Below are 11,730 nucleotides of genomic sequence, written 5' to 3'. Positions count from 1 at the left end.
TCTTCTTCTCCCGGTGCCAGCGGCGGAAGTAGTCCGCGCCGTGGACCGTGTCCAGGACCCAGCTGAAGTCAATGGAGGTGACCTTGCCGATCACGCCGCTCTGGATGATTTCCTTCAGGGCGCTGTTGCGCGGTGAGTAACGGTAGTTGAACGTGACCACCACGTTCCGGCCCGTCTCCTCCACGGCTTTGGTGATGCGGCGGCAGCCTTCGGCGTCGATGGTCAGTGGCTTTTCGACGACGACGTCGGCGCCCGCCTCGAGTGCCTCCACGATGTAGTCCGCGTGGGTGTAGTCCGGCGTGGTCACCACAACCCGGTCAATGTTGTTGGCCTGGATGAAAGCGGTCAGCCCCGCGGGGTCGAAGGAGGCAACCGGCCCCGGCGCTCCGAGTTCCTGGATGAGCTTCTGGTAGAACTCCACCCGGCCGGGGTTGACGTCGGAGAACGCTACGAGTTCCGCGGTGTCCGAGTGCTTGCCAAAGATCGCGCGGATATACATCTCCGAGCGGCCACCGGTACCGATCAGGGCAATGCGGGCCTTGGTTCCTGCGCCTGACTCCGGAACTGGAGTGAGGGCGGCGGTGGGAGAACTGGATTCGGTTGTGTTGACCATGAAGGTCCTTTCGGATGGTTAAGACTGGGCCGGGAGGCTGTATCTGTTGGGGGTGCTGTTGCTCAGATGGCTGTGGTCTGCGCCGCTGCCAGTTGCGCGTCAAGGTTGAAGACTTCTTCGAGGACCCTGAACCCGTTGTCCGGCGCTTGATCTGTGTTGTCGAATAACGGGGTCATTTCGGCTTGCCAACGCGTATTGATTTCGGTCAGCGCCATCCGCGCCCGGACGGCGTCGAAATCGTCGCATTCGACGTAGCCGACCAGGAGACCGTCCGCGCCGAGGAAGAGCGAGTAGTTGTTCCAGCCAGCGTCCTTAAGCTCCCGCAGAAGCTCGGGCCACACAGCGGCATGCCGCCGTCGATATTCATCGATCATCTCCGGCTGGACTGAGGACCGGAAGCATGCCCTCATTGGTTGCTCTTCTGAAGTTTCATAATTTTGAATTCTTTCATTCTTGTCTGGTTGCGCTTTCTGTTGGTTCTGGGGGATCAGGTCAGGAACTGGCGAGGTGGCGTCAGCCCTTGACGGAGCCGATGAGCATGCCCTTGGCGAAGTGCTTTTGCAGGAACGGGTAGAAGACCAGGATGGGCAGGGTGGCCACGACGATGACGGCGAACTTGATGCCTTTCTCCGGGGGATGTAGTTCGGGTCCACGTTGCCGGTACCCAGCAGGTCCGAGGAGGCGGTGACCTGGCGCAGGTACATTTGCAGGGTCCACTTGGAGTTGTCGCTGAGGTAGAGCAGGGGTGACCGAAGTCGTTCCAGATCCCGACGGCGTAGAACAGCGCGAACGTGGGCAGCACCGGCTTGGCAGGCCCGCACTGTGTGCAGGCCGGCCAACGCGCCGGGGTGCTGTTACTTGCTGTCCTGCCAGAGTTTGTTGATCTCTTCCTGGACCTTGTCGCCCCCGCTGGTCTTCCACAGCTTGATGGCGTCCTTCAGGCCCTGCTCATCGATCTGGCCGGCCAGGTACTTGATCCGGGCGTCCGCCACAATGTTGTCCAGCTGCGCACCCTTCGCCACGTACGTGGGCGAAACGAAGGCCGCGGCCGGGTTGTACACCGCGCTCTTCAGATCCTCAGCCATGACCTCGATGCGCCTGTCGACGACCTTCTGCTCGTACTCGGTGGCCTCCTTCGCGAGGTAGAAGTGGTTGCCCGTAACGCTGGTGCCCAGCTGCGCGTAGCTCTTGATGTCCTGGGTCACAACCTTGCTTTCGGGGGTTTCGGGTTTTATCGGGGCAGCCTTGCCGTCCTCCAAGGTGAAGTTCACGCCCTCGATCCCGTTCTTGAGAAGCACGGCAGTCTCTTTGGAGTTCATCTTGTCCAGGAACTCCAGCACTGTCTCCAGCTCAGCCTCGGTGCGGACGCTTGTCTTGGGAATCGCAATAAAACCGCCGTAGCCATCCGTGGGGTGGGCATGCAGTTCACCGTCCGGTCCCTTGAGGTTGCCGACGAAGCCCACCTTGTTCTCGAAGTCATTGGGGTTGGCTTGCTTGAAGAGATTGATGAGGCTATGCACGCGGGTATCGACGTCCACGATGATCCCGCCCTTGCCGTTGAGGAACGGCTCGTTCCACTTGGTGCTGTCGAAGGTGGCGAAGTCCTGGTTGATCAGCTTCTCATCGATCATTTTCTTGACGAAACGGTTGGCTTCCAGGAACTCCTCGGTGTCAAAACTCGGGATCAGTTTCCCGTCCCGCTCGGTCCAGCGGTTGCCGGCGCCGTACCACTCTTCGATGATGTCGTAGGGACTGTGAGTGCCCAGCGCGCCGCCCCATTTGGGGATGGTGATGCCCCACGTGTCAGCCTGGCCGTTACCGTCCGGGTCCTGCTCCGTGAAGGCCTTGGCCACTTTGTAAAGGTCCTCGGTAGTCTTCGGAGCCTCCAATCCCAGCTTGTCCAGCCAGTCCTGGCGGAACATCACGAGCGCCCGCATGGGTCCGCGGGCCCGGAAGACGCCGTAGACCTTGCCGTTGATGCTGGCGTTCTTTTGTACCTCAGGGAAGGTGGTTTTCAGGTTGGGGTATTCATCCAGCTTGTCGGTGAGATCCCAGAACGCCCCAGCCTCGGCGTTCTTGACGAATCCAGGCGTTTTCCCCTGCATCACCATGACATGCGGGATCTCCGATGAGGCCAAAGTAATGTTGGTCTTGTCTTCGTATGAAGAGTTCGGCGTCCAGGTGATGTTAACGTCTTTCCCTGTCAGCTCCTCCAGCCTCTGTTGCACGGCCCCATCAGCTGACGGTGGCTGTGCTTCAAGGAAGGGAGCCATGACATTGATGGTGGACAAGTCAGCGGACTTGGTCTCGCCGGCTCCGCATGCGGTAAAGGTCAGGGCAGTGGCAGTTGCGACGGCGGCGGTCAAGCTGAGTTTCCTGGTGATCATGTTGTTCCTTTTCCACTTCTTCGGGGTTCATTCCGGCGGTTCTCACCGCGGACGGATGGGTTCAGCAGCATCAGGACTGGACCAGGTGTTGGAGCCCGAGGTTGCCGAAGGGCCTCAGAGGAGGACGCTCGCTCCATCAGAAAGGTCCACTGTTCATACAAATCGTGACCGGTCACGGACGTGGTGATAATCGCGGAAGGCGAGTAACCGGTTTCTCGAAAATCTAGACCCCTTTAGGAGCAACGTCAACCTCTTGCTTGAATCGTTACATTGCTCGAATCCGGGCCCCAGATAGGGCCAGCCGAGGGTCGCTTGCGCCTACGCCCAGAAAGTTGGGACCCGACCTTGCGCCTACGAAACGGAGACCCAACACCATCAGGCACGGCCGCCGAGTCGCTGTCCCCCGGGCAGGTTTCGTCCATCATCAGCATTCATCGGGAGCGCTGCCGACTCGCCTTTCGCACGGAACTGCTTCCTGAGGGGCCTCTCCCCTGCCCAGGAATCAGCGTCAACCCTGACCCCATCGAAGTTGTCGCCGGACCGGACGCAACAAACGACGTAAACACCGCTGGCTCGTAGTAAGACAACCGCACCGGCCCAGCCTGTGATCTCCCGCAGCACATCTATAAGAGCCCTTTTTAGGGGTGACGCCCGGATAATTGTGGCCGGGCATGTTGAAAGAGGGTGTGAAGGTCGCCGCAGGTCATCACCACCACGGTTGTGGGGCTGTTGCACGGACGGAAGACTTCTACGTTTAACAGCGCCACTGGCCGTAGTTGAGTTATAGCCGGTCCAGTTCAGTGCGAATATCCTGCTGCGGCCTCGGTCAGCGTCTTTCCTTTTGTCTCGGGGGCGAGCCACTGGGAGAGGGCCGCACCGGCGAGGGCGACGGCGGCGGCGAACAGCATTGTCGGACCGGGGCCGAGGTTCTCCATGGACATGGGCATCAGGAATGTGCCGATTCCTGCACCGACCCGGCTGACGGCTGCCGCGAAGCCCGTTCCGATGCCCCGGATCTCGGTTGGCAGGACCTCTCCGGGGTAGACGTTCGTCAAGGTGTTGTAGCCGGCGTTGAAGAATGAGAACACCAGGAAGAGGATGAGTACGACAGGTCCCGGCGCGCCTGACCACAGGCCGATGACGGCGAGGACGACGGCGCATAGCCACTGTGTGGGGACGGTCAGTACTCGGCGGCCGACTTTGTCGATCAGCAGGAACGTGATGACAACGCCGGCCAAGGCGACGGCGGAGAGCCCGACTCCACCGGCGAGTCCGGTGCCGAGGCCGTACTGGTGCAGGACGCTGTCGGCGAAGGTGGCGATTGCGAAGTATGGTGTCACGGCGCAGAACCAGAACCCTGAAATAAAGAGTGTGGAGCGCCAGTACTGCTTGGAGAACAGCATGCCGAAGCTGCCCTTTCGGACGTCCTCGTGCTGGACGTCGTCGAGCGCGTCATCCGGCATGTACTTGTAGGCAAGGGCGCGGGCTTCGTCCTGGCGGCCCACGCTCCAGAGCCAGCGTGGTGATTCGGGCATGCCGAGCCGGGCAAGGAACAGAGCCACGGCGATGAACGTGCTGGTCCCCAGGATGAAGTTCCAGGTGAGGTTGGTGTACTCGTTGAGCAGGTAGCCGATCAGGAACGCAACCATGAATCCGGCGTACCAGGCGATGCCCATCGCACCCATTAGCCGCCCCCGCAGGTGGGCCGGCGAGAACTCTGCCATGAGGGGCCAGCCGACTGCATATTCGGTGCCGATGGCGATGCCCATGAGCAGTCGCACGATGACCAGCCATACGGGTGAGTCGATGAAGAATTGCATGCCGGATGCGATGGCGAATAGGCCGATGTCGAACATGAAGATTGGCTTTCGACCCCATTTGTCGGCGGCCCAGCCACCGAGGGGTGATCCGATCAGGATGCCGATGAGGGCCGCCGCGGCGATCATTCCCTGCCAGATGACTGTGAGCTGCAGGTCCTCGGCCATGGTCCCGGAGACAGGTCCGATGATGCCTAGGACGTAGCCGTCCAGGAACATGCCTCCGATCAGGACTGTGACCATTCTGATCAGGAACCGTCGCTTGCTTGCCGCTGAGGGACTCCCCTTGCTGGCGTGAGTGTTTTTAATCGCTGACACTGGGTGCTCCTGATGTGTGAGGTGCATGACGTGGATACCGCCTTGTTCACTGCAGCGGGAAGTTGGCGCTTTCGCATGATGTGACCTTCGGGGTCAGTGGGGTGGGAAAATGTGGTTCGCGTTGAAGGGGCTGTTTCGACCAGCTGTGACTTCGTAGTGGAAGCCGGTGCGGTTTTCAGTTGCCCAGGCTTCGTAGAACTCGTCTTTTTCAAAGAGTCTTCGGTCGTTCTCCGGGGACTGGACCCACAGGATCTTTCCGTCGTCGGTGACAGCGTCGACATGGCCGCTGCAAACGTAGCTTCCCTGGTGCCTGATCTCGACGCGTGCACCGGGAAGCTGCGTCCAGTCGCTGATGTGCCTTAGGTCCATAAGCACGTTGTCCCTTCAAGAGTGGTGGTGTACCCAGGAATAACCGGGGTACACGACGCCGGTATCAATTGATACAGCGGGTCCTAGCCGCGGTTGTACATGACGTGCTTGGTGCGTGAGAAGTCGTCCAGGGCGTAGCTGGAGAGGTCGCGGCCGTAGCCGGAGCCTTTGAAGCCGCCCCAGGGCATTTCGGTGGCGATGACCAGGTGCGAGTTGACCCATACCGTACCGAAGTCCAGCTTCCGCGGAACTGTCAGCGAGCGGGCCGAGTCCTTGGTCCACACGGACGCGGCGAGCCCGTAGATGGTTTCGTTGGCGCGGGTGACGGCTTCATCGTCAGTGCTGAAGGTTTCCACGGACACCACGGGGCCGAAGATCTCGTTGCTGGTGATCGGGGCCTGCGCGGGGACGTTGGTGACCACGGTGGGTTCGATGAAGTAGCCGGGTCCTTCGATGGCGCGGCCGCCGACGGCGATGGTGTGGCCGTCCTTGCGGATGTCCTCGAGCGCTTCCAGGACGCGCTCGTAGTGGGCTTTGGAAATCATGGAGCCGATTTCGGCGTCGTCGGCGCCGGGGGTGCCGACGGTGATCTCGCTGATTTCCTTCACGAGCAGTTCGGTGAACTTATCTGCCACGGATTCGTGGACCAGGACCCGGCACGCGGCGCCGCATTCCTGTCCGCCGTTCCAGAACCCGGCACTGCGGACGCCTTTCGCGGCGGCCTCGAGGTCGGCGTCGGCAAAGATGACGACAGGTGCCTTGCCGCCGAGCTCAAGGTGCACGCGCTTGACGGAACCGGCGGCAGCGGCGGCGACCTTCTGGCCGCTGCCCACACTGCCTGTGATGGCGACGAGGTCGACGTGGGGGTGCTCCGAGAGCCGGTTACCCACCACGCGGCCCGGGCCGGTGACAATGTTGATCACGCCTGCCGGGACTTCGCCGGCGATGAGTTCGGCCAGCTTGAGGGTGGTCAGCGGGGTCTGCTCGGAGGGCTTGAGGACCAGGGTGTTCCCGGCGCCCAGGACCGGGGCGATCTTCCAGGCGGCCATCAGCAGCGGGTAGTTCCACGGAGTGATGACACCGACGACGCCGACGGGCTCGCGGTGGATCACCGAGGTGTGGTTTTCTGCGTAGTCGTCGGCGCCGAGGGTGCTGTAGGCACGGGCCGCGCCGGCGGAGAACCGGAAGGTGTCGATGGCGCTGGAGATATCGTCTTCCGCCACGGCCGGGGGCTTGCCGGTGTTGGCCGCTTCGAGGGTTTCGAACAGTTCACGGTTTGCCTCGATGATGTCGGCGATCTTCAGCAGCACGGCTGCGCGGTCCCGGGGCGTGGTTGCCGCCCAGGCGTCTTTGGCTGCGACGGCGGCTGCGACGGCGGCGTCCACGTCCTCGGCGGTGCCGGCGGGGACCTGCGTGAGGACTTCCTCCGTGGCCGGGTTGACGACGTCAACCGTCTCTGAAGAACTGGACGGGACAAACTTCCCGCCGATGAACTGGCCGAAGGCTGGAAGGGATGGCGCCGGCGTCGCGTCCGCCCGGATGACGGTGAACTGTGCAGTTTCTGTGGTCATGGTCTTAACCCACGTTCTGGTAGAGGGCGGACACGGCCTGCTGGACGCGGGCCAGGTCGTCAGCGTTCAGGTCGGCGGTCGGGCGGCGCGGGGAGCCGGCCGGGATGCCCTGCTGGGTCAGGCCCGCCTTGACGGCCGGGATGAACGGCACGGAGAGGAGTGCGTCGATGACCGGGTACACCTTCTTCCACAGCTCCAGGGCACCGGTGAGGTCGCCTTCGGCGATCTTCCGGCTGACGGCGACAATTTCGTTGGGGACCACGTTGGCGGTGCCTGCCATGACGCCGGCTGCGCCTTCAACGAGGGCGCTGTAGAGGTAGACGTCCCAGCCGATGAAGGTACCGATGACGTCGGAGTGGTGGTGGATCAGCTGGAGTGCCTGTTCCCAGTTGGCGCTGGAGTCCTTGATGTAGCGGATGTTCTCCACTTCCTCGGCCAGCGCACGGACGGTGGCCGGGTCCAGGTTGACGCCGGTGACAGCCGGGATGTTGTACAGCATCACCGGAATCTTCACGGAGGCGGCAACGTCCTTGATGTAGGTGACCGTCTCCTCCAGGGAGAGCGGTTCGTAGTAGGGGGTGATGAGCATGAGCACGTCGGCGCCCAGCTTCTCGGCGGCCTGGGAGAGACGGATCGCTTCGGCCGTGGAGGTGGCGCCGGTATTGGCGATGACCGGGACGCGGCCGTTGGCCTGCTTGATGACGGTGTCGATCAGGAGCAGCCGCTCCTCGGAGGACAGGGCGCCGACCTCGCCGGTGGAACCCGCGGCGACGACGCCGTCGACGCCGGCTTCGATGGAGCGGTCCACGATCTTGCGCAGGGTTTCGACGTCGATCGTCTCGTCCTGGTTGAAGGGGGTGGACAGGGCGGTGAGGACACCGCGGAGGTTGTTGGACATGAGTGGTTCCTTCTTAGGTATGTGAGGTCAGTTGTTCGGCGGATGAATGGTCAGGCGACGATCGACAGGCCGGTGCCCGACGGTGCCTGGCGGTGGGTAGCCAGTACGCTTGCGGCCTCCTGTGCTGCGGAGAACCCCGTGGTGATGGAGCTTTCCGTGTACAGGGTTCCCAGGTAGTCGCCGGCCAGGAAGACGCGGTCGGTTCCGCGCATCAGGGTGGACTGGATCTTGGCCCGGCCGGGGAAGCAGTAGGGGGAAGCATTCTTCCAGCGATCGACCTTGGCCTCGACGACGCTGTCAGCGAATCCGCGGCCCAGGACCTGGTCGAGGTCGGTGAGGTGCGTCTTGATGACTTCCTCCTCGCTCTTCTCCAGCAGGGCCCGGCCCAGGCTCGCCGGGGAGAAGGTCATGAAGCTGCCCCCGGGCTTGCGCACGGACTCGGTGCCGCGAACGATGCTCGCTTGGTTCAAGGCGATGGCGAATGAGCGCTTGGGAGCGGCAATCGCGTAGATATCGTCCCAGGGCCGGGCCGTGGTTTCGTTGGTGAGGAAGGCCGTGCTGACGTGGGGTCCGTACTTGATCTGGCTGAGTGCCCCGCGCAGGTCCTCGGGAAGGTCCACGCCGATCTTGTGCGAGACGTCGGCCGTGGTGGCCAGGACCACGGTGCGGGCCTCCACTTCGCGGTCCACGCCGTCCTGCCGGTACCGCACCACGACGGAGTCCTTCTTGTGCAGCACTTCGTGAACGACGGCGCCGAGCTGGACGCGCTCACCCAGCGCCACCGCGATGGATTCGGTCAAGGTGGACGGGCCGCCCACGATGCCCTGGCTGAGCCCCTGCCCAAACCCAAGGACCAGGCTGAAGTAACCGATTCCGGCGCCGGCGGAGATTTCGTCCATGTCGCCGGCGGACCGGGTGACCGTGGTTTTGAACAGCGCGGCGGCGTCCTCTGACAGGTTTCCGATGAAGTCCTGGAAGGAGGTGTCGTTAGCGAAGTCGTAGATGCGCTGCTGCCGCATGGCGCCGGACTCCCCCACGCGTTTGCGTACCACGCCCGTGTACTTGGCCACCCCGCTCACGACTTTCATGCCGGCACGAAGGGTGTCCACCCGGGACGCCAGGGACATCGGGATACGGAACGGATAGGTGGCGATGTGCCCCTTTTTGATGAACTTGCCGTTCATCGACAGTCCTTGCAGGGACCCGGGAATCTGAACGGCCATAACGCCTACCTCGTTGAGCAAAGCGTCGGTTGAGGAGCCTGCCCCGGCGAAGACATGCCCGCCCCAGTTCAGCCAGTAGTCGCCCCGGCGTTCCGAGCGAATCCGTCCACCCACGCGGTCCCCGGATTCCAGGACAACCGTGTCCCAGTGCCGGAGCCGCCAGGCTGCCGCAAGTCCGGCGAGTCCGCCGCCGACGATTACTGCGTCTTTCATGATTCCCATTCCTTGAGGTTGTGACTCGTCTTTTGGTGCCGAAGCAGCCGCGCTGGCCCAGGAAGGTTCTCGGGTCTTAGCCTGAGTGCTTCTTGGACGTGCACACCGGATCGGTGGCGCCGCCCTCGAGCATGGCCGCTTCGCAGGACGTCTTGCCGCGTACGTGTGACTAAAACCACCCTAAGATGTGATCACAGATCACACAACCCTTTTCGCGGAATTTCTTCGCCATTGGGAGTGTTCCAGCCGGTGACGAAAGGACGCGGGCCCTCACGGCCGTATATTTGACTCGTGGTCATATCCCAGCGCGCCGAACCTACCCTGCTGACCGATCAGGTCTATGCGGTGATCCACGCTGCGATCCTGAGCGGGGACCTCCCCGCTGGCTCCCGGCTAAAGGTGCGCGATCTCGCCGAGCAGGTGGGAACAAGCGTGATGCCGGTCCGGGAGGCAATCCGCCGTCTGGAAGAGACCGGACTGGCCGAGCGCCAACCCCACAAGGGTGCGGTCGTCAAGAGCCTGACCTTCGAGGAGCTCATCCACGTCTATGACGTCCGTCGGCTCCTGGAAACCGAAGCCGCACGCTTAGGCAGCGAAAATGTCACGCCCGAGGACTGCGACAGGATGCAGTCAGAGTACGAACGCATGCGCAAGGCAATAGACGAGCGCCAGGTCATCGCCCTGCTTGACCACGACGAGGCGATGCTGGCCATTCTCTACGAGGCCGCCGGCAACCCGGTCCTGCTCCAGATGATCAAGGCCCTGTGGCAGCAGTGCCGCGCCTACAAGATCGTTGGCGCCCAAGGCTCCCTGGATGCCGAAAAGGACGACTCACTGTGGAAATACCAGCAGGACCTCGTGACCGCCGCCCGAAAAGGCGACCCGGCAGCTGCCGCAGCCGTCAACGAAGCCTCCCTCCTGGATGCCCGCGAACGGATCAAGAGCCGCCTCGCTGAGCAGGGCGCTCCCTAGCACTCGGCATACGACTCGTTGGCCGGGCGGCATACCTAGAAGCGCATCCCCAGCAACGTCGCCTGCAGGCTATGGCGGCAGCTGATCCAGTCGCTCAGGAGACCGAGCCTGGGGCGTCTGAGGAGGTGCCCACCATCGCAGCTGCGCCGATCAGATTGGTTGGTTCGAGTTCAGTCGTCGACCCACGTCCGTGCAGGCGCGGTGGGCATTGCCACCTGCCTTAGCCCGTACCAGCGCCAGCCGCCACGCCGGAAGAGGAATCCCGGCCCGCACGTCACATAGCCCAACAGAACCATCACGACACACAGAGGCGTAACGCCCCCACCTGAGGGCACGTACACCAACCCGCGTCCTTGGAGCCGATTACGGAAATATTCTGTGATCTGTGATCACAGATCTAGACAGCGGCCGTTTCCGTGATTAGAGTGACTTGCAGCACATGGTGACGCAAGCCGCGGCTTGTCCCACTTGAGCACATCGCCCGAACCCCTCAGCAGGGCCCTGTCAGGCACTAGCGGGCTATATGCGTCATTTATCCAAAGGAACCAAAAATGAGCTTCAGTTTTGGCACTAAAACTCCCCCGATCGCGCTCTCCGGCGAGGTTGCGGTTTCCGGGCTCGGCAAGAGCTACGGCGCTAGCCGAGTGTTGTCGGATGTGAACCTGGTTATGAGCGAGGGCGAGGTGGTCTCGGTCATTGGACCATCGGGAGCGGGCAAGAGCACCTTCCTGCGCTGCCTGAACTACTTGGAGACACCGACGGAGGGCACGATCGAAATCGGTGGCGCCAGGGTTGTTGCCGGTGGGAAACTGCCGGACAAATCCAGCCTCGACCACCTCCGGCGGGTCACTGGGATGGTTTTCCAAAGCTTCAACCTCTTTCCGCACCTGACCGTGATGGAGAACATCACCCTGCCACAGCGCAAAGTGCTCGGCGCAAGCAAGGAGCAAGCACAGGAGACCGCCAACAGATTGCTCAAGCACGTGGGGCTTCCTGACAAGGCGAACGCGTATCCTGCCCGGCTCTCGGGGGGCCAGCAGCAGCGCATCGCCATTGCCCGTGCGCTGGCGCTCTCCCCGAAGGTCATGCTTTTCGACGAGCCGACGTCAGCCCTGGACCCCGAAATTGGCCTTGAGGTCCTCGCGGTTATGCGCGACCTCGCAGACGAGGGCATGACCATGCTCGTGGTCACCCATGAAATGCACTTCGCACGTGACGTCTCAGACCGCATTATGGTCATGGGCAACGGAGGCGTGCTGGAGATCGGCCCCAGCAAGCAGGTGATGTCGGACCCGCAAAACGAACGAACCCGGCAGTTCCTCAAAGCCGTGCTGGACAGGTGATAGTGC

General features: G+C 62.5%; 11 protein-coding genes. 2 read left to right on the top strand and 9 right to left on the bottom strand.

The annotated features are described in order from the left end of the window. From ACLKOZ_RS15080 to ACLKOZ_RS15040, 9 genes are all read right to left on the bottom strand, one after another. The coding region (locus ACLKOZ_RS15080) for a Gfo/Idh/MocA family protein (protein ID WP_436476102.1) at positions 1-613 on the bottom strand (613 nt) is incomplete at its 3' end. A gap of 62 nt (positions 614-675) precedes the next feature. Continuing rightward, a complete protein-coding gene (locus tag ACLKOZ_RS15075; protein ID WP_436476100.1) occupies positions 676-1,023 on the bottom strand; it encodes an L-rhamnose mutarotase in 348 nt (115 codons plus the stop codon). 103 nt (positions 1,024-1,126) lie between these two features. Next, the gene (locus tag ACLKOZ_RS15070) at positions 1,127-1,330 is read right to left on the bottom strand and encodes a hypothetical protein (RefSeq protein ID WP_436476098.1); all 204 of its coding nucleotides are present in this window, start codon (positions 1,328-1,330) and stop codon (positions 1,127-1,129) included. 137 nt (positions 1,331-1,467) lie between these two features. Continuing rightward, entirely contained in the window at positions 1,468-3,000 is a 1,533-nt protein-coding gene (locus ACLKOZ_RS15065; RefSeq protein WP_436476096.1) for an extracellular solute-binding protein, read from the bottom strand. Positions 3,001-3,797: 797 nt separating this feature from the next. Further along, positions 3,798-5,135, bottom strand: a complete 1,338-nt coding sequence (locus ACLKOZ_RS15060) for an MFS transporter (RefSeq protein WP_436476094.1) — start codon at positions 5,133-5,135, stop codon at positions 3,798-3,800. A gap of 93 nt (positions 5,136-5,228) precedes the next feature. Next, positions 5,229-5,504: a hypothetical protein gene (locus tag ACLKOZ_RS15055; protein ID WP_436476092.1), complete on the bottom strand. Its 276-nt coding sequence runs from the start codon at positions 5,502-5,504 to the stop codon at positions 5,229-5,231. Between the two features lie 83 nt (positions 5,505-5,587). Further along, a complete protein-coding gene (locus ACLKOZ_RS15050) occupies positions 5,588-7,075 on the bottom strand; it encodes an aminobutyraldehyde dehydrogenase (RefSeq protein WP_436476090.1) in 1,488 nt (495 codons plus the stop codon). Positions 7,076-7,079: 4 nt separating this feature from the next. Next, a complete protein-coding gene (dapA, locus tag ACLKOZ_RS15045; RefSeq protein ID WP_436476088.1) occupies positions 7,080-7,973 on the bottom strand; it encodes a 4-hydroxy-tetrahydrodipicolinate synthase in 894 nt (297 codons plus the stop codon). Positions 7,974-8,023: 50 nt separating this feature from the next. Further along, positions 8,024-9,409: a protoporphyrinogen/coproporphyrinogen oxidase gene (locus ACLKOZ_RS15040; protein ID WP_436476086.1), complete on the bottom strand. Its 1,386-nt coding sequence runs from the start codon at positions 9,407-9,409 to the stop codon at positions 8,024-8,026. Positions 9,410-9,700: 291 nt separating this feature from the next. On the opposite strand from ACLKOZ_RS15040, the gene ACLKOZ_RS15035 reads away from it, so the two are divergent. Together ACLKOZ_RS15035 and ACLKOZ_RS15030 are read left to right on the top strand one after the other, a co-directional pair. Beyond that, complete coding sequence (locus tag ACLKOZ_RS15035; protein ID WP_436476084.1) at positions 9,701-10,381, top strand: GntR family transcriptional regulator; 681 nt, start codon at positions 9,701-9,703, stop codon at positions 10,379-10,381. Positions 10,382-10,932: 551 nt separating this feature from the next. Beyond that, positions 10,933-11,724 (top strand): amino acid ABC transporter ATP-binding protein, encoded by a 792-nt coding sequence (locus ACLKOZ_RS15030; RefSeq protein ID WP_436476082.1) that lies wholly within the window; start codon positions 10,933-10,935, stop codon positions 11,722-11,724. Positions 11,725-11,730 lie beyond the last annotated feature (6 nt).

The sequence above is a fragment of the Arthrobacter sp. R4 genome, from assembly GCF_051365025.1.
Lineage (GTDB): Bacteria > Actinomycetota > Actinomycetes > Actinomycetales > Micrococcaceae > Arthrobacter.
Note: the sequence above shows the minus strand (reverse complement) of the source record. Positions and strands in the feature narration are given on the sequence as shown.

What these genes read in the sequence shown, in the direction of transcription:
- ACLKOZ_RS15075 (WP_436476100.1), bottom strand. Translation starts at nt 1,023, where the DNA reads ATGAGGGCATGCTTCCGGTCCTCAGTCCAGCCGGAGATGATCGATGAA.
- ACLKOZ_RS15065 (WP_436476096.1), bottom strand. Translation starts at nt 3,000, where the DNA reads ATGATCACCAGGAAACTCAGCTTGACCGCCGCCGTCGCAACTGCCACT.
- ACLKOZ_RS15055 (WP_436476092.1), bottom strand. Translation starts at nt 5,504, where the DNA reads ATGGACCTAAGGCACATCAGCGACTGGACGCAGCTTCCCGGTGCACGC.
- ACLKOZ_RS15050 (WP_436476090.1), bottom strand. Translation starts at nt 7,075, where the DNA reads ATGACCACAGAAACTGCACAGTTCACCGTCATCCGGGCGGACGCGACG.
- dapA (WP_436476088.1), bottom strand. Translation starts at nt 7,973, where the DNA reads ATGTCCAACAACCTCCGCGGTGTCCTCACCGCCCTGTCCACCCCCTTC.
- ACLKOZ_RS15040 (WP_436476086.1), bottom strand. Translation starts at nt 9,409, where the DNA reads ATGAAAGACGCAGTAATCGTCGGCGGCGGACTCGCCGGACTTGCGGCA.
- ACLKOZ_RS15030 (WP_436476082.1), top strand. Translation starts at nt 10,933, where the DNA reads ATGAGCTTCAGTTTTGGCACTAAAACTCCCCCGATCGCGCTCTCCGGC.